Raw genomic sequence first — 17,601 nt, 5'->3', positions numbered from 1 at the left:
GACCTGTGGGGAACGGTGAGGGTTCGAAAGGGTTTCAGAGGGATTGAGATGCAGCAGATCAAGGGTTATCACGCCCATGTCTATTTTGACGCCGACAGCATCGAGCGGGCGCGGGATGTCTGTGAGCGAGCGGCGCAACTGTTCCCGTTGAAGATGGGGCGCGTGCATGAGCGCCCCGTCGGTCCGCACCCGGACTGGAGCTGCCAGCTGGCGTTTGGCCCGGAATTGCTCGGCGACGTGCTGCCCTGGCTGGCGCTCAATCGCCAGGGGTTGGTGGTGTTCCTGCACCCTGACACGGGTGACGACTTGCTGGACCATACCGAGCACGCGATCTGGATGGGCGCGGTCCGTCCGCTGGACCTGTCCGTTTTTTGATCAGAGGCTTTCTTGCGCTTCGCCGGGCAAGTGTTCGTCCAGGTGCAGCCAGGGCAATTGGCTGTCCGTCCAGATGTGCCGCTCGGCCGGTGCTTGCTCCGGGTGGTCGAAGGTGGCGATGGTCACGTCGATAGTTTCCGGGCTGAGGCGTGATACCAGTGCCAGTTGCGCCCCACACGTTGGGCAGAAATAGCGTACGCAGCTGGTCGAGGACGCGTACTGCGCCGGCGTCCCTTTCATCCATTGGAACGCCGATGAGGGCACGGTGATCCAGGTGGTCACGATCCCGCCGCTGACCCGCCGGCAAATTGAACAATGGCAGTGGGCGATGTCGTGCAGCGGCCCGTTGAATTGATAGCGCAGATGTCCGCAGTGACAGCCGCCCGAATGAATGTCATCCATTTTTCTCCTCCTGTCCCGTATTCCGGGACATAAGCCCTGTCCGACGACCGGTTGCGCATCCGGTCAATGCTTTCGTCGGCGAAAGCTGGCTGAAAGCTTCCCCGATTAGGATCGCCCCCACTGCCGGCAACAGACCGGTTGGCCAACGCGCGTGTTTGATTGCTCGCACGGTCCATTTAACAACAACAATGGTGATCCTGATGTCCTTTGCTACCCGCCGCTTCGCTGTCACTCCGTCCATACGCCTCGCGCTTCCCGTTCTGCGCTGACCCCACCCGGTTCGCCCATTCCCTAGCCGCGCTATGCCTGGAGTACTCCTATGCTGACTTTCCTTGGCTTTGCCATGGTCATCACGTTCATGTTCCTGATCATGACCAAGCGCCTGTCCGCGCTGATCGCCCTGATCATCATCCCGATCGTTTTCGCGCTGTTCGGTGGTTTTGCGCCGAAGATCGGCCCGATGATGCTCGAAGGCATCACCAAACTCGCGCCGACCGGCGTGATGCTGATGTTCGCCATTCTGTATTTCGCCCTGATGATCGACTCCGGCCTGTTCGACCCGGCTGTGCGCAAGATCCTCAAACTGGTCAAGGGCGACCCGTTGAAAGTTTCGGTCGGCACCGCCGTACTGGCGCTCGTCGTCTCCCTCGATGGTGACGGCGCGACCACTTACATGATCTGCGTGGCGGCCATGTTGCCGCTCTACAGCCGCATCGGCATGAGCCCGCGAATCATGGCCGGTCTGATCATTCTCGCCGGTGGCGTGATGAACATGACCCCATGGGGCGGCCCGACGGCCCGTGCGGCCAGTGCGCTGCATGTGGACCCTTCCGACATCTTCGTGCCGATGATTCCGGCAATGGCCGCCGGCGTGGTGGCCATCCTCCTGATCGCCTACTTCTACGGCAAACGTGAACGTGCGCGTCTGGGTGAACTGCACCTGGTGGGCGAAGAAGTCGACCACAGTGAAATCAGCGTTTCGCAGTTCCCGGATGCCCGTCGTCCAAAGCTGATCTGGTTCAACGGTGCCCTGACGTTCGCATTGATGTGCACCCTGATTGCCGGCCTGTTGCCGCTGCCCGTGCTGTTCATGGTGGCGTTCAGTATCGCGATGATCGTCAACTATCCATGCCTGCAACAGCAGAAAGACCGCGTCGCGGCCCATGCCGGTAGCGTGCTGGCGGTAGTCGGTTTGATCTTCGCTGCCGGTATCTTCACCGGTATCCTTTCGGGCACCGGCATGGTCGACGCCATGTCGAAAAGCCTGCTGGCGGTTATCCCGGATTTCCTCGGCCCGTACCTGGCCGTGATCACCGCGCTGGTGAGCATGCCGTTTACGTTTTTCATGTCGAACGACGCATTTTATTACGGCGTGTTACCGGTACTTGCCGAAGCAGCCAGTCACTACGGTATAACCGCGGTTGAAATGGCACGTGCCTCGATTGTTGGTCAGCCCGTCCACTTGTTGAGCCCGCTGGTACCGTCGACCTATCTGTTGGTGGCCCTGGCCGGTATCGATTTTGGTGACCATCAGCGCTTCACCCTGAAATGGGCGGTGCTGGTCTGCATGTGCATACTGGTTGCAGCATTGCTGATGGGGATCTTTCCGCTGTTCAGCACTCTATAAGCCCAAGACTCACCGTATCGGGTCCAGGCTTTGCGGTTTGAAGCCCGGGCCCTTTATGGTTTAACACTCGCTCAAAGGAATACACATGGAATGGCTGACCAACCCTGAAATCTGGGTTGCCTTCTTTACCCTGACCGCCCTGGAAATCGTCCTGGGTATCGATAACATCATCATGATTTCGATCCTGGTCAGCCGCATGCCCAAACACATGCAACAGCGCACGCGGATTTTCGGCCTGGCGCTGGCCATGGTCACGCGGATCCTGTTGCTGCTGTCGATCACCTGGGTCATGCGCCTGACCGCCGACCTGTTCGAAGTGTTTGGCCAAGGCATTTCCGGGCGTGACCTGATCCTGTTCTTCGGTGGCCTGTTCCTGTTGTGGAAGAGCTCGCAAGAGATGTACCACGCGCTCGAAGGCGAAGACGAAAGCAATGAGGAGCCGGGCGGCAAGGGCGGCAACTTCTTCTACACCATCATTCAGATCGCGATCATCGACATCGTGTTCTCGCTGGACTCGGTGATCACCGCTGTCGGCATGGTCTCCTACGTTCCGGTCATGGTCGCGGCGATCATCGTTGCCGTGCTGGTGATGATGTGGGCGTCCGGCACCATCAGCGCGTTCATCGACAAGCACCCGTCGTTGAAGATGCTGGCGCTGTCGTTCCTGTTGATCGTCGGTACGGTGCTGATTGCCGAGTCGTTCGACGTGCACGTGCCAAAAGGCTACGTCTACTTCGCCATGGCGTTCTCGCTGGCGGTTGAAGCGATCAACATCAAGATGCGCACCGCGATGGCGAAGAAAAAGCAGCAGGAGCCGGTGAAACTGCGCAAGGACATTCCGGGGCAATAATCCGAACCCGTGCACTGGCTGGTGTCAGTCAGTGCACAAAACCTGTGGGAGCGAGCTTGCTCGCGATAGGGCCATTACATTCAACATTGATGTTGACTGAGAGGCCGCTATCGCGAGCAAGCTCGCTCCCACATTTTTTTGCGCTGGGATTGCCCTGGCGGATTCAGTTTATCCAGCACTCGATTGCGAATTCTTCACGACGATTGTTCAACGGTTGACTCACCGAGCTATGGTGGTTAGCGTCCCTCGCTCGCTTCAAACGACAATGACAAGGAATGCATATGTCAGGAAAACCGGCTGCACGTCTCACCGACCCCACCACCTGCCCCCTCCCCGGCCACGGCACCAACCCGATTGCCAGCGGTTCTCCCGATGTCTTTTTCAACGGTCTTGCGGCCGCTCGGGTCAGCGACAAATGCACCTGCGGCCAGACTTTGAACGGCGGATTTTCTTCGACGGTGTTCATCAACGGCCTGAACGCCATGACCCTCGACAGCACCACGAGCCATGGTGGCGTAGTGATCGGCGGTTCCGGCAACGTTATCATTGGCAGCTCTCACACCCCCGCGCCCTTCATTCCGCCCCTGCCGATCATTGGCCAACCCCTGGTCGAATTCAAAGCCGTCAGTGCTGGCAATGGCGAACCGATTGCCCAACAAGACTACGAAATCGAAACCGCCGAAGGCCGCATCGTCAAAGGCCAGACCAACGCTGAGGGCATGACCCAAAGCGTTGTCACCCTGCAACCCGACCTCGCCGTCGTTCGCTGGACCGTCTGACCCTCAAGGAAGAATGAAATGACCGGACAATGCATGGCCCCAGACGACCTGGACATGAAGAAACTATGGGACAGCACCTGCGAACTCCCCGTCTGCAAGCGCGAAACCACCAAGGGTGGCCCCAACCCGAAAACCCGTGTCGAAGTGCCATTGCTGACCTGTAACTGTCTGTGGCGCAGGTTTCAGAAAGAAGCCGAAGAATGGGTCGCACCGGGCGGCGTGTTGATTGCCGACCCGCAAGCTCGCAACCGCAAGATCAACGCGGCCTACGCGCAGTTGTGGTTGGCGGATAACCGGTTTCAGTGGGCGGGGTTGGCGGCGTTTGCTTCGAAGCAGGTGGGGTGTGGGTTGATTCATGCCACTAAATTGCAAACGGCTATTGCGGCGCAGAAGGCTGCGCAGGAGAAGTTGCGGACAGGTAAATCGGAAACCATTTTTGAAGGTTTCGGGTTCAAGCTCAGTAAGACTGATCCTGAAATCGAGAAAGAATTAGCGAACGCCAAAGCGGCCAATCCTCTTCCCACTGAGGATATTACCTTCGGCGACAACTCCCGTTCCGCTGTTCAGCAGCAGTTGGACTACGTGTATGAAATGCTGGCCCTTGGTAACACCTCGCTATTTCTGGATGTTTATCCGTTGCATCGGTTTTTTATGGTGCGGGGCTATAAGGAAATGGAGAAGTGCTTGAAGAGCCGTCGTGGCATTGTGAAAGACGTGATGTGGCCGATTGCAGGGAAGGTGGAGTTTGGTGCGGACAGCCCGGAGATCTACGCAACGTTCAAAGCCATCGACGAAGGAAAGATCAAGGATAGCGTCGAGCGGATGGCAACTCATGAACAAGTAAATATCCTTCAACCAGCAATGTACGACGAAAATCACTTCGCGATGCTCATGCGGGGCACTCATGGAGGCGATGTCATTTCAGTCGTAACAGGTTTGTTGCCTGGGGCAGCTGAGGAAATCCAGCTTACCCTAGCTAGTCAATGCAAAGCGCCTGACAACAGGAAGGTTGCTTTCGGTAGTAATCCGCTTGCCAACCTCGCCGACAAGAACCAAAGGATGGAGTTTGTCCTGCGTGCCGCCACTCAGTTTGACATGTTGCTTAATGAGCCAGCCTCTCGAGCAAAGTTAAAACAGTCCATTGCTGACATTGCACGCGGCGGGGGCATCAAGTGATGCGGAAGCGAAATATCTACTTATTTTCTACCGCTGTTGCGTTGGTGACGGTAACTGCAGCTTTTTATTTCAGCCGTGGTCCGGAACAAATTTCCTTCCACATTGGTAAAAGTTACGACGATGTGGTGCGCGATTCGACATTTCCTGTAAAGAACGAAACCGCTGTCTATCCCAGCGACCCACCCCATCCAAGCTCGACCTGGATCAGCAAGCCAGTAATTATCACGTTTGATGATAATCAACATGGATTCACATTGCCTGCGACAAAGTTTGGTGCGATTGGGTGGTCCGAATTCAAAGCGATAACCCTATCCACTTCTCCGATGCTGGAAACTTTGCCTTTTGGGCAAGCTGTAGAGCTTTTTCAAAACCTGCAAAATATGTTTAGACAGGCCGGTTGGAGTCCGGAGGCGGTGGAAGGCAACGATTGGCTGAGAACAGAAAGCGCAGAAGACAAACAGCGACTTCAGGCCAAACTTTTTGATCAACCGGATGGCCTCATTCTGTTAATTCCGCACAAGTACAGCTTGATCCTTCACATTAAATGCTATGCCCGCTGCGACGAAAGAAACCCCGAGACAGCCAGGTATCTGATCGATGTGGGGCTAGGAGAAGATCACTTCAGCGATTGAACACTCTTTCAATGTTAAGACTGCTGCGCAGCCACGCGGGAGCATGTTCTCTCATCACAGGCCTGGCATTGAAGCACCTATGCATATGATGGCTGAAACCTCCGGCCCCTTTTTCACATCCGCATCAACCTGTTTTCATGACAGTTTTGTTTCAATCGCTTCTTTAGCTGTGCGATGCTGGCGCGCAGACCGTTAGCCAACTACAGCTTAAGTACAGAACGTAGAACGTCGCGCGGCACCGTCAACTTGCCCCTCTGGGGCGCTACCACCACAGGGGGCCCTTATGCTCACCCTGCTCAATTTGTTATCCGCCGTGGCCTTGTTGATCTGGGGCACGCACATCGTCCGAACCGGCATCTTGCGGGTCTACGGCTCCAATCTGCGCCATGTCATCGGCCAGAACATGTCCAAACGCTGGCTGGCATTCATCTCCGGGATCGTCGTGACCGCGATGGTCCAGAGCAGTAACGCCACCGCCATGCTCGTCACTTCCTTTGTTGGCCAAGGCCTGATGGCGCTGACGCCGGCCCTGGCGACCATGCTCGGCGCCGACGTCGGCACGGCGCTGATGGCGAGGGTGCTGACGTTCGACTTGTCGTGGCTGTCGCCGTTGCTGATCTTCCTCGGGGTGATTTTCTTTCTGTCACGCAAACAGACGCGGCTGGGGCAGATGGGCCGCGTCGGTATTGGCTTGGGCCTGATCATTCTGGCGCTGCAATTGATTGTCGAATCTGCCGCGCCCATCACTCATGCGCAGGGCGTGAAGGTGATTTTCGCCTCACTGACTGGCGACATTCTGCTCGATGCCCTGGTTGGCGCGATGTTCGCGATGATCTCCTATTCCAGCCTGGCCGCCGTCCTGCTGACGGCAACGCTGGCCGGCGCTGGGGTGATCAGTCTGCCAGTGGCTATTGGTCTGGTGATTGGTGCCAATATCGGCAGCGGGATCCTGGCGTTCCTCAGCACCAGCATGCAAAACGCCGCCGGCCGTCAGGTGGCGCTGGGCAGCCTGTTGTACAAGCTGATCGGCCTGCTGCTGATTATTCCGGTACTCGATCCGCTGGTGCACTGGATCGACAGCCTGGATTTCAGCCCTCAGGAAATGGTCATTGGCTTCCACCTGCTCTACAACACCGCGCGATGCCTGATCCTGTTGCCCAGCGTCGGCCCGATGGCCAGGCTTTGTGCGTGGCTGCTGCCGGAGCGCCCGGAACTCAACGGCACGGCCAAACCGCGGCACCTTGATCTCACGGCCCTGGTCACGCCGAGCCTGGCACTGGCCAACGCCGCCCGGGAAACCCTGCGCATTGGCGATCTGATCGACAACATGCTTGAAGCCATGCTCGACGTGCTGCGCGGTAAACAGAGCGCTATCACCCAGGAAATGCGACGGCTGACCGATGATGTCGAAGCGCTCTACAGTGCGATCAAGCTCTATCTGGCGCAGATGCCTCGTGAGGACCTCAGCGATCAAGACAGTCGGCGCTGGGCAGAAATCATCGAACTGGCGATCAACCTCAAACTTGCCAGCGATCTGATCGAGCGCATGTTGCGCAAGGTCCAGCAGCAGAAAACCTCGCAGCGCCGGTCTTTTTCCGAGGTCGGCCTGGAAGAGCTTGCGGGATTGCACACTCAGCTAATCTCTAACCTGCGCTTGGGGTTGTCGGTGTTCCTCAGTGCCGACAAGGAAAGTGCCCGCCAGTTACTGCGTGAGAAACGTCGCTTTCGCGCACAGGAACGCCGCCTGGCCCATGCGCATGTCAGCCGGTTGCAACGTAAGATCGTACAAAGTATCGAGACCAGTTCGTTACACCTGGAACTGATTTCCGACATGAAGCGCTGGAATTCGTTGTTCTGCAGCAGCGCTTATGTGGTGCTGGAAACGTCTGACACTGGCGCACTCGTCGTCGACGATTTGGCTGACATTACGCATTCGCCTTGAACGTCTGGCAGTGTGGTCAGTCAGTTACAGTGGTTCAGCCTCAAGGCCGTCTTCGTGGGCAACCCGCGATAGCGGCCTGAAGGACGACACGGATCTCCGATTGGTTGCCTGGAAGCCTTTTATGCGTTGTCTGTTGTTCGCCTTTCTTTTGCTGGGTTCATTGCCGTCGTTTGCCCTGGATCGCTTTCAGGTCGAAGGCTATACGCTGCCCAACGGCCTGCAATTGCTGCTCAAGCCCGGCACCGAGCGCGGGCATGTGGCGATACGTCTGGTGGTCGGCGTTGGCCTGGATGATTTCAGCTGCGCCGACAAGGAGCTGCCGCATCTGCTTGAGCATTTGCTGTTCAGCGGCATCGATGCCACCGGCGAAGGCGGTCTGGAAGAACGCATGCAGGCATTGGGCGGTGAGTGGAACGCTTTCACCAGCAACGCCGACACCACATTCACCATCGAAGCCCCGGCGAAAAATCAGCGCAAGGTCCTCGACCTGCTGCTGGCGCTCCTGACTCAGACCCGAATCGATGACAACGCCATCAACGCGGCCAAACTGGTGGTCGAGCGCGAAGACGGCGGCCATTACTCGCACCTGCAACGTTGGCTGGATCGTCAGGACCTGGGCCACACGGCGAGTAATCAACTGGCGGTGGAACTGGGCCTCAAATGCCCGGAGCGGGCCCAAGTCGATCACCTGACCCGTGAACAGTTGGAGAAAGTGCGCAAGGCCTGGTATGCGCCCAACAACATGACGCTGATCGTCGTTGGCGAACTCGACCGCCTGTTGCCAGCCTATCTGGAGCGCTCGTATGGCGAACTTGCGGCTGTCGACCCGACCGATCACTTGGCCCTGCCGCAAATCCAGGCCAGTGCTGCCCACGAGCGAACGCTGAACAATGGGTTCGTCGGGGGGGGCGCCAAGCTGCACTGGCTGGTTCCGGAGCCGGTGCTGGAGGACCTGCATGACGAAACCTTCGATTTGCTCAAGGAGTATCTGGACTGGGCGCTCTATCGCAAATTGCGCCTGGGCCACAGTTTGTCTTATGGCCCTTCCGCTGAGCGCGAGCTGTTTGGCGGGGTGGGTTTCATGAGCCTGAACGCAGACCTGGAACGCGACGACGTGCCTGAAGCCAAACAAGTGCTGGAAGACTTGAAGGCCGGAATGCTCAGGGACGGCCTGAACGCTAACACCTTCAACCGGCTGAAACAGGCCGCGATCGCTCGCCAGGCCTGGGCCGTTCAAGGAAACAGCGCACTGGCCGATTACTATTGGAGTGCGCTGGGAGACTACGAGGACGGACGTTTCGCTGACCCGGCCAAGGAGCTGCAAGGCGTGACGCTGGAAGAAGCGAACAAAGCGATGCGTGAGTTGCTGATGCAGCCGGGCTACTTGCGGATCGAGAAGCCACTGATGAGCTATGACCAGTTGATGTGGGCGATTGCCGGCGTGTTTGGCCTTATCGTGTTGATGGTGCTGGGCTGGCGCATGCACCGAAGGGCTCCACCAACCGAATAACCGCTGCCTTCGGCGGTGGCTACAAGGGGGGGCGGGTCTGGATTGCGAACCTCGCCACACCGCCCCGCGGGCGGTAGTCTGTCGAGGATTTTTCCCACGACTATTGTGAATCGCCGAATGCCGACTCTGACCCTATTCGTACAGCGCATCCTGGAATTGATGAAGCGCTATCCAGGCGTCATTGCGCTCGGCGGTTTTATCTCCGGGGTCGGCAGTTTCATTCTGGTGGATCGCCAACAGAGCCTGGCGACGTGGATCACCATCATCATGGTGCTCAGCTGGATCTGGCTGATGTTGGAAAACAGCCTGACCCAGCTCTTCACCAGAATCTTCAAACGCGAAATCCCCCAGCCTTTGCTGCGCTACGCGACGCAGATGATCCACCAGGAAAGTCTGTTCTTCGTCCTGCCATTCTTTTTCATCACCACCACCTGGAACAGCGGTCAGTTGTTTTTTACCGGGATGCTGGGGATTGCGGCGCTGATTTCCATCATCGACCCGCTCTACTACAAATGGCTGGCGCCCCGACGCTGGGCGTTCCTGGCGCTGCACACCCTGACGCTGTTTGCTGCGCTGCTCACCGCCCTGCCCGTCATCATGCACCTGACCACCTCCCAGAGTTTCAAACTGGCGCTGGGTATCTCCGTCGTGCTGTCGTTCCCGAGCCTGGCGTCGATTTTCCCGATACGGACCGTGCGCAACGCGTTGGCGATTCTGAGCATTACCGTGGGCATCGGTGGCGTTGGCTGGGTGCTGCGTTCGTGGGTGCCGCCGGCGACGCTGTGGATGACCGACGTGGCGATCAGCACGCAGCTGCAAGACCGCACGCCAGGCAAGAGCCTTGATGAGGTCAGCGCCGAGCAGATCCGCGGAGATGGCCTGTACGCCTACACCGCGATCAACGCTCCACGCGGTCTGGATGAACGGATTTATCACGTGTGGATGTTCAACGGCAAAGAGGTCGACCGCATCGCCCTGGACATCCACGGCGGGCGAAAGGAAGGCTATCGGGCCTGGACCCACAAGCAGAACTTCCCTGGCAACCCGGCGGGTAAATGGCAGGTTCGGGTGCTGACCGAAGACGGCCAGTTGATCGGGGTGCTGCGCTTCGAGATCACGGACAGCACACCGATCAAAGAAAACTAATCCGGTTCGTGCTATTACGTAGACCTGCGTATCAGCCGAACAAGCACGGAGCTTATGACCAGTAGCACAATGGCCGGCAATGCCCGACTAGACGCCTCTCACTCCCCTGCTCAACTGCGGGTTACGGGTGACTGGACGCTCGCCCATTACGCCGATCTCAAGCAACTGAGCGAAAAGCTCCGTGGCCAGTACGACGACAGCACGCACATCGACCTCAACGGCCTCGGTGCCCTCGACACTGCCGGGGCATCGCTGCTGGTGGAATTACTCGGCTCCGAGCGCCTGGGCCGGTCCGCCGAGCATCCCGATTGCACGCTTTCCTCTGCCGACCGTGCCTTGTTGCAGACGGTTTATTGCTCGCTCACCGATTTCTGCGTGCCGCTCAAGGAACCGGAAATCAGCGTCGGCATTCAACTGCTGACACGCATTGGTCGCGCCGTCGATGCGGTCTGGCAGGACACCCTGCAACTGCTGGGTTTCGTCGGCCTGATTCTTGAAACCATCGCGCGCAATCTGTTTCGCCCCGCGCGCTGGCGTATCACGCCGATGGTCGCGCACATCGAACAGACCGGCCTCGACGCCGCGCCCATCGTTGCCCTGTTGACCTTTCTGGTCGGCGCCGTGGTGGCGTTTCTTGGGGCTACGGTGTTGGCCAGTTTCGGCGCCAGCATTTTCACCGTGGACCTCGTGGCCTTCTCCTTCCTGCGCGAATTCGGTGTATTGCTGACCGCGATCCTGATGGCCGGGCGCACCGCCAGTGCGTTCACTGCGCAGATCGGCTCGATGAAAGCCAATGAAGAAATCGACGCCATCCGCACGCTGGGTCTCGACCCAGTGGAGTTGCTGGTGGTGCCGCGCGTATTGGCCTTGCTGTTTTCGCTACCGATGCTGACTTTTCTGGCGATGCTCTCAGGCATTGTCGGTGGCGGTGTGGTGTGCGCCGTGTCGCTGGATATCTCGCCGGCGATGTTCCTTTCGCTGCTGCAATCGGACATTGGCGTTCAGCACTTTCTGGTGGGGATCGTCAAAGCGCCGATCTTCGCCTTCCTGATTGCCTCGATTGGTTGTCTTGAAGGCTTCAAAGTCAGCGGCAGTGCTGAATCTGTCGGTGCGCACACCACGTCGAGCGTGGTGCAGTCGATTTTCGTGGTGATCGTGCTCGACGCCGTGGCCGCATTGTTTTTCATGGAGATGGGCTGGTGAGTCGACAACCGCGCGCGCCTTCCGAGGCGGTGATCGAAGTCCGTGGCCTGTGCAATCGCTTTGGCAGCCAGAGCGTGCACGAAAACCTTGACCTCGATTTGTACAAGGGTGAAATCCTCGCCGTGGTCGGCGGTTCCGGCAGCGGCAAATCGGTGTTGCTGCGCAGTATCGTCGGCTTGCGTCAGCCCAGTGAGGGGGTGGTGAAAGTCTTTGGCAAGAACCTGCCAACCCTGTCCGAACACGAGCGCTCACTGGTCGAACGGCGTTTCGGCGTATTGTTCCAGAAAGGCGCCCTGTTCTCTTCGCTGACCGTGACCGAAAACGTCGCCCTGCCCTTGATCGAACACGCCGGTCTGAGCCGTGAAGACGCCGAGCATTTGGCGGCGGTCAAGCTCGCATTGGCCGGTCTGCCGCTGTCGGCGGCCGACAAGTACCCTGCTTCGCTGTCCGGCGGCATGATCAAGCGTGCGGCGCTGGCCCGGGCGCTGGCGCTGGACCCGGACATCCTGTTTCTCGACGAGCCTACCGCCGGCCTCGACCCGATTGGCGCTGCGGCGTTCGATCAATTGATCCTGACCCTGCGTGATGCCTTGGGATTGAGCGTGTTTCTGGTCACCCACGACCTCGACACGCTCTACACCATCACCGACCGTGTGGCGGTGCTGGCGCAGAAAAAAGTGCTGGTGGCGGACGCCATCGACAAGGTGTCGGAAACCGACGACGCGTGGATTCACGAATACTTCCATGGCCCTCGCGGCCGCGCGGCGCTGACGGCCGCTCAACAGTTGAAAGAGGTCTGACATGGAAACCCGAGCCCATCATGTATTGATCGGCCTGTTCACCGTGCTGGTGGTGGCAGGCGCCCTGCTCTTCGGTCTGTGGCTGGCCAAGTCCAGCGTCGATACCGAGTTCAAGGATTACGAGATCGTCTTCAATGAGGCGGTCAGCGGCCTGTCCAAGGGCAGTGCGGTGCAGTACAGCGGGATCAAGGTTGGCGACGTGGTGACGTTGCGCCTGGACCCGAAAGACCCGCGTCGGGTGTTGGCGCGGATTCGCCTGGGGGGTGATACGCCGATCAAGGAGGACACCCAGGCCAAGTTGGCGCTGACCGGGATCACGGGGACGTCGATCATCCAGCTCAGCGGTGGCACACCGCAAAGCCCGACGCTGAGGGGCAAGGACGGTCATTTGCCAACGATTGTTGCGTCGCCCTCGCCCATCGCGCGCTTGATGAACGACAGCAATGACTTGATGGCAGGCGTGAGCGCGCTGATGCATAACGCCAATCAGATGTTTTCTCCTGACAACGTCGAGCGCGTCAGCAAGACGCTTGAGCATCTGGAGCAAACCACCGGCACCATCGCCGATCAACGCGGTGATATTCGTCAGGCGATGCAGCAACTGGCGTCGGTCGGCAAGCAAGCCGGTGGCATGCTCGAACAGACGTCAGCGCTGATGCGCAACGCCAATGGCCTGCTCAATGATCAGGGCAAGCAGATGTTCGGCAGCGCCGAGCAGGCGATGAAATCGCTGGAGCAAAGCAGCGCGACCATCAACACCCTCCTCACGACCAATCAGGATTCGCTCAACAGCGGGATGCAGGGCCTCAATGGCCTGGCGCCAGCGGTGCGTGAACTGCGCGATACCCTGACGGCATTGCGGGCCATCTCCCAACGCCTGCAAGCAAACCCCAGCGGTTATCTGCTGGGTGATGACAAGAACAAGGAATTCACGCCATGAAGTTTGCGCACCTCGCCCTCCTCGCCAGCTTCACCTGGGTCAGCTCCTGTTCGATCCTGCCAAAGTCCGAGCCGTCCGATGTCTATCGCTTGCCCGCGTCCCAGGGCAGCGCAGCGGCCAGCCACGGCGCGCCGCTACGCTGGTCGCTGCGCCTGGCCAAGCCTCAGGCCAGCCAGGCCTTGAACAGCCCGAACATCGCGGTTATCCCTCAGGGCGACCTGCTCAGCAGCTACAAGGCGTCACGCTGGAGCGATCCGGCGCCGGTCCTGTTGCGCAATCGCCTGCTCGATGGTTTCCAGCGTGATGGTCGGGTGCCGTTGTTGAGCACCGATGACAGCAACTTCCAGGCTGATCTGGAATTGGGCGGCAATCTGCAGGCCTTCCAGACGGAGTATCAAGGCACGGCGGCCAGTGTGGTCGTGCGTCTGGATGCGTTGCTGGTGCGCGGGTATGACCAGCGGATCCTCGCCAGCCGTCGCTTCGAAGTGCGCCAACCGTTGAGCGATGTGCAGGTACCGGCGGTGGTGGCGGGATTTGGCCAGGCCAGTGATCAGCTGACGGCGCAGGTGGTGAGTTGGGCGGTTGAGCAAGGCCAGAAAGTCGCGCCGCCGCCAAAGCCCTGAATCCACCACAGAACCCCCTGTGGGAGCGGGCTTGCCCGCAATAGCGGACTATCAGTCGACATCATCGTCGCCTGATACGACGCCATCGCGGGCAAGCCCGCTCCCACTGGGAATTTCGGTTAACCGAAGAACCAGTAGCAAACGCCGATAGCACCCAGTACGCCGGCAAGCTCCGCCAGCAGCGCACACCCGACCGCGTGCCGCGCACGCTGAATTCCCACCGCGCCAAAGTACACCGCCAGGACATAGAACGTCGTTTCCGTACTGCCCTGCACTGTCGCCGCGACCAACGCAGGGAAGCTGTCTACACCCGATGTCTTCATGGTTTCGATCAGCATTGCCCGAGCGGCGCTGCCGGAGAACGGTTTGACCATCGCCGTTGGCAGTGCGTCGACGAAGCGCGTGTCCCAACCAGCCCATGCCACCAGATGACGGATACCGTCCAGACCAAAGTCCAGCGCCCCGGAGGCTCGCAGCACGCCGACCGCGCACAGCATCGCCACCAGGTACGGCAATAGATTCTTGGCCACGTCGAAGCCTTCTTTTGCCCCTTCGACGAACGCTTCGTACACCTTCACCTTGCGCAGCGCGCCGATCACCAGGAACAGCATGATCAAGCCAAACAGCGTCAGGTTGCCGAGGATGGATGACAAACCCGCCAGAGCGCTCGCCGAGAGGGTCGCCAGCAGCGCCATGAAGGCACCAAGGGCCAAGGCACCCGGAATCAGATAGGCGAGCACCACCGGGTCCCAGATGCGCAGGCGTTGCATGAACGCTACCGACAAAAAGCCCACGATGGTCGAGCAACTGGTGGCCAGCAGGATGGGCAGAAACACCAGCGTCGGATCGGGCGCGCCTTGCTGGGCGCGGTACATAAAGATTGTCACTGGCAGCAGGGTCAGCGAAGAGGCGTTGAGCACCAAAAACAGGATTTGAGCGTTGCTCGCAATTGTGTCGCTGGGATTGAGCTCTTGCAGCGCTTTCATGGCTTTAAGGCCAATCGGCGTGGCGGCGTTGTCCAGGCCCAGGCCGTTGGCAGCAAAGTTCAGCGTGATCAGGCCGATGGCCGGGTGACCGGGTGGTACTTCCGGCATCAGACGCAGGAACAACGGGCCAAGCGCTTTTGCCAGCCATTCGACGATGCCGGCTTTTTCGGCAATTCGCAGAAAGCCCAGCCAGAGCGTCAGCGTGCCGAACAGCAGGACCATGACTTCGACCGATAACTTGGCCATGGCGAAGATGCTTTCCACCATCGCCGCGAAGATCCCGGCGTTTCCGCCAATCAGCCATTGCGCCAGCGCCGAAATGGCAGCCACGATGAAGAAGCCAAGCCAAAGGCCATTAAGCATCAGTCAAATCCCCCGGAAGATGCGGCGAATGATAGCGGGGTGTGCAGAAACGACAAACCCCGGATTTCTCCGGGGTTTGTTTGGTACCGCATTGGACCTTGTTGCACCCAATGCTATGGGCTGGCCTCAATTCACTGTGGGAGCGAGCTTGCTCGCGATGACTGACTCACAGGCAACATTAATGTCGACTGATCCACCGCTATCGCGAGCAAGCTCGCTCCCACAGAAAAGCCCATCTGCGCAGGTTATGCGTTAGTTGCTGGACGCTTCGCCGGCAGGCAGCTTTTCCTTGCTGCGCCAGTGCGGCAGGGAGTTCCAGTAGCGCTGGCCCTTGGCATCGTCGTACATGCCTTCCCAACGGGAGATGACCAGCACGGCCAAGGCGTTGCCGATCACGTTCAGTGCGGTACGGGCCATGTCCATGATGCGGTCGACACCGGCGATGAACGCCAGGCCTTCGAGCGGGATGCCGACGCTGCCCAAGGTGGCCAGCAACACCACGAAGGATACGCCCGGTACACCGGCGATGCCTTTGGAGGTGACCATCAGGGTCAGCACCAGCAGCAGTTGCTGGCTGATCGACAGATCGATGCCGTAGAGCTGAGCAATGAAGATGGCCGCGATGCTCTGGTACAGGGTCGAACCGTCGAGGTTGAACGAGTAACCGGTTGGCACCACGAAGCTGCAAATGGCTTTCGGTGCGCCGTAGGCTTCCATTTTCTCGATCACGCGCGGCAGCACGGTTTCGGAACTGGCGGTGGAGTAAGCCAGCACCAGCTCATCCTTGAAGATGCGCATCAGCTTGAGCACCGAGAAGCCGAATACCTTGGCGATCAGGCCCAGCACCACGAAGGCGAAGAAGGCGATGGCGACGTAAACCAGGATCACCAGTTTGGCCAGCGGCAGCAGGGAGGCGAAACCGAAGTTGGCCACGGTCACCGCGATCAGTGCGAAAACGCCGATCGGGGCGTAGTTCATGATCATGTGGGTGACTTTGAACATGCTTTCCGAGACGCCCTGGAACATCTTCACCAGCGGTTCACGCAGGTCCGACTGCAGGCTCGACAAGCCGAGACCGAACAATACGGAGAAGAAGATGATCGGCAGCATCTCGCCGCGGGACATGGCCGCGAAGATGTTCGACGGGATCAGATTGAGGATGGTTTCGACGAACGCGTGTTCGTGCTGAACCTCGGCAGCAGTTGCCTGGTACTTGGAAATATCCACCGTACCCAAAGTGCTCATGTCGATGCCGGTGCCCGGATGGAACACGTTGGCCAGCACCAGACCGACCACGATGGCGATGGTGGTGACGATTTCGAAGTAAACGATGGTCTTCAGACCGATACGTCCAAGCTTCTTCGCGTCACCAACGCCTGCGATGCCGACGATCAGCGAGGAAATGACGATCGGGATAACGATCATCTTGATCAGACGGATAAAGATATCGCCTGCCGGTTGCAGGACGTTGCTGATCCACCAGGCTTTTTCGGCACTGAAATGGTTGAGCAGCGCACCGATTGCAATCCCCAATACCAGACCGATGAGGATCTGCCAGGCGAGGCTAAGCTTTGCCTTCTTCATATCTTTACCCTTACTTGCGTTTGACTCAGGCAGATGCAGGAACTGGAACGCTTGTGGCGAAAAAGTCGTGTGCCTCTGCCCCCGTATAAGGTGCCCCGGAGCGAGTTGTATGGCTCTCTGGCAGGCGAAAAAAGGCGCAACTATTCCGATGCAAGGCTGCGACGTCTAATGCCGTAAACGCCTACCCTATGCCGAATCGGCATGAGCTTTTTCAATTGAAACTCGCGTCCCAACCGGTTCGAATACGACATTTCGGCAGGCATAAGTGCCGTGAACCGGCCATTACAGGGGAGGTTGGTCATTTTTTGAGCGGGGGGGAATAGGGCAAAACTTAGGAAAAAGCCTACGTTTCAAAGCGAAAACACTTCGTTCGCAAAGCAGATCTTTCTCGATATACGGTCACGAAAGAAACACCGCGCAACGGTTTTGCGAAGAGTCGAATTCGTTAAGCGCCGGGAATGAGCAGAACGCTCTAGGACGATACTTTTCATGCAAAAGCTCTACGCAAGCTCGTCAAATCGCACTGGATCGGCGAACTTGCGTCGCAGCTATTCCTGACCCGGCCCTTGCGCAGACACTCCGTGTGCCCGTAGGTCACTCCGACCCTGTAACAGTCAGAACGTCCCGACCCCTTGGTCATGCGACTACCTTCCTCGGGTAGCG

The 17,601-nt window shown here is 58.7% G+C and carries 16 protein-coding genes; 13 read left to right on the top strand and 3 right to left on the bottom strand.

The features are described 5' to 3' along the window. Nucleotides 1-48 precede the first annotated feature (48 nt). A complete protein-coding gene (locus ACM6I0_RS15535) occupies nucleotides 49-375 on the top strand; it encodes a DOPA 4,5-dioxygenase family protein (RefSeq protein WP_285431452.1) in 327 nt (108 codons plus the stop codon). Here ACM6I0_RS15535 and ACM6I0_RS15530 read toward each other — a convergent pair whose 3' ends face one another. Continuing rightward, nucleotides 376-777, bottom strand: coding sequence for a GFA family protein (locus ACM6I0_RS15530; RefSeq protein ID WP_414922741.1), 402 nt, complete (start codon nucleotides 775-777; stop codon nucleotides 376-378). A gap of 319 nt (nucleotides 778-1,096) precedes the next feature. On the opposite strand from ACM6I0_RS15530, the gene ACM6I0_RS15525 reads away from it, so the two are divergent. From ACM6I0_RS15525 to ACM6I0_RS15470, 12 genes are all read left to right on the top strand, one after another. Further along, a complete protein-coding gene (locus tag ACM6I0_RS15525) occupies nucleotides 1,097-2,404 on the top strand; it encodes a CitMHS family transporter (RefSeq protein ID WP_090177490.1) in 1,308 nt (435 codons plus the stop codon). Nucleotides 2,405-2,489: 85 nt separating this feature from the next. Next, nucleotides 2,490-3,254: a TerC family protein gene (locus ACM6I0_RS15520; protein WP_222589173.1), complete on the top strand. Its 765-nt coding sequence runs from the start codon at nucleotides 2,490-2,492 to the stop codon at nucleotides 3,252-3,254. A 281-nt stretch (nucleotides 3,255-3,535) separates the two neighbouring features. Further along, complete coding sequence (locus tag ACM6I0_RS15515; protein ID WP_285431447.1) at nucleotides 3,536-4,033, top strand: PAAR domain-containing protein; 498 nt, start codon at nucleotides 3,536-3,538, stop codon at nucleotides 4,031-4,033. A gap of 18 nt (nucleotides 4,034-4,051) precedes the next feature. Further along, nucleotides 4,052-5,209: a DUF2515 family protein gene (locus ACM6I0_RS15510; RefSeq protein ID WP_285431445.1), complete on the top strand. Its 1,158-nt coding sequence runs from the start codon at nucleotides 4,052-4,054 to the stop codon at nucleotides 5,207-5,209. Further along, nucleotides 5,209-5,841, top strand: coding sequence for a hypothetical protein (locus ACM6I0_RS15505; RefSeq protein WP_285431443.1), 633 nt, complete (start codon nucleotides 5,209-5,211; stop codon nucleotides 5,839-5,841). The genes ACM6I0_RS15510 and ACM6I0_RS15505 overlap by 1 nt, the downstream gene beginning before the upstream one ends. 283 nt (nucleotides 5,842-6,124) lie before the next feature. Continuing rightward, nucleotides 6,125-7,783: a Na/Pi cotransporter family protein gene (locus tag ACM6I0_RS15500; RefSeq protein ID WP_414922740.1), complete on the top strand. Its 1,659-nt coding sequence runs from the start codon at nucleotides 6,125-6,127 to the stop codon at nucleotides 7,781-7,783. Between the two features lie 121 nt (nucleotides 7,784-7,904). Beyond that, nucleotides 7,905-9,293 carry a M16 family metallopeptidase gene (locus tag ACM6I0_RS15495; RefSeq protein ID WP_285431441.1) on the top strand — a complete coding sequence of 463 codons (1,389 nt, stop codon included), beginning with the start codon at nucleotides 7,905-7,907 and terminating at the stop codon, nucleotides 9,291-9,293. 117 nt (nucleotides 9,294-9,410) lie between these two features. After that, nucleotides 9,411-10,439 carry a DUF5924 family protein gene (locus tag ACM6I0_RS15490; RefSeq protein ID WP_414922739.1) on the top strand — a complete coding sequence of 343 codons (1,029 nt, stop codon included), beginning with the start codon at nucleotides 9,411-9,413 and terminating at the stop codon, nucleotides 10,437-10,439. Nucleotides 10,440-10,493: 54 nt separating this feature from the next. Further along, nucleotides 10,494-11,642 carry an MlaE family lipid ABC transporter permease subunit gene (locus ACM6I0_RS15485; protein ID WP_414922738.1) on the top strand — a complete coding sequence of 383 codons (1,149 nt, stop codon included), beginning with the start codon at nucleotides 10,494-10,496 and terminating at the stop codon, nucleotides 11,640-11,642. After that, on the top strand, nucleotides 11,639-12,442 hold the full coding sequence (locus ACM6I0_RS15480; protein WP_222589178.1) for an ABC transporter ATP-binding protein: 804 nt from the start codon (nucleotides 11,639-11,641) through the stop codon (nucleotides 12,440-12,442). Before ACM6I0_RS15485 ends, ACM6I0_RS15480 begins: the two co-directional genes overlap by 4 nt. Before the next feature lies 1 nt (nucleotide 12,443). After that, complete coding sequence (locus tag ACM6I0_RS15475) at nucleotides 12,444-13,382, top strand: MlaD family protein (RefSeq protein WP_285431436.1); 939 nt, start codon at nucleotides 12,444-12,446, stop codon at nucleotides 13,380-13,382. Further along, a complete protein-coding gene (locus ACM6I0_RS15470; RefSeq protein ID WP_285431435.1) occupies nucleotides 13,379-14,005 on the top strand; it encodes an ABC-type transport auxiliary lipoprotein family protein in 627 nt (208 codons plus the stop codon). Before ACM6I0_RS15475 ends, ACM6I0_RS15470 begins: the two co-directional genes overlap by 4 nt. A 119-nt stretch (nucleotides 14,006-14,124) precedes the next feature. Here the strand turns inward: ACM6I0_RS15470 and ACM6I0_RS15465 are convergent, their stop codons facing one another. Together ACM6I0_RS15465 and gltP are read right to left on the bottom strand one after the other, a co-directional pair. Beyond that, a complete protein-coding gene (locus tag ACM6I0_RS15465) occupies nucleotides 14,125-15,354 on the bottom strand; it encodes a nucleoside recognition domain-containing protein (RefSeq protein WP_090177461.1) in 1,230 nt (409 codons plus the stop codon). A gap of 252 nt (nucleotides 15,355-15,606) precedes the next feature. Next, entirely contained in the window at nucleotides 15,607-16,938 is a 1,332-nt protein-coding gene (gltP, locus tag ACM6I0_RS15460; RefSeq protein WP_285431433.1) for a glutamate/aspartate:proton symporter GltP, read from the bottom strand. Between the last annotated feature and the right edge of the window lie 663 nt (nucleotides 16,939-17,601).

It is taken from the genome of Pseudomonas sp. IT-P294 (assembly GCF_949767865.1).
Lineage (GTDB): Bacteria > Pseudomonadota > Gammaproteobacteria > Pseudomonadales > Pseudomonadaceae > Aquipseudomonas.
The sequence above is the reverse complement of the archived record's forward strand: the minus strand, read 5'-3'. Positions and strand labels throughout refer to the sequence as shown.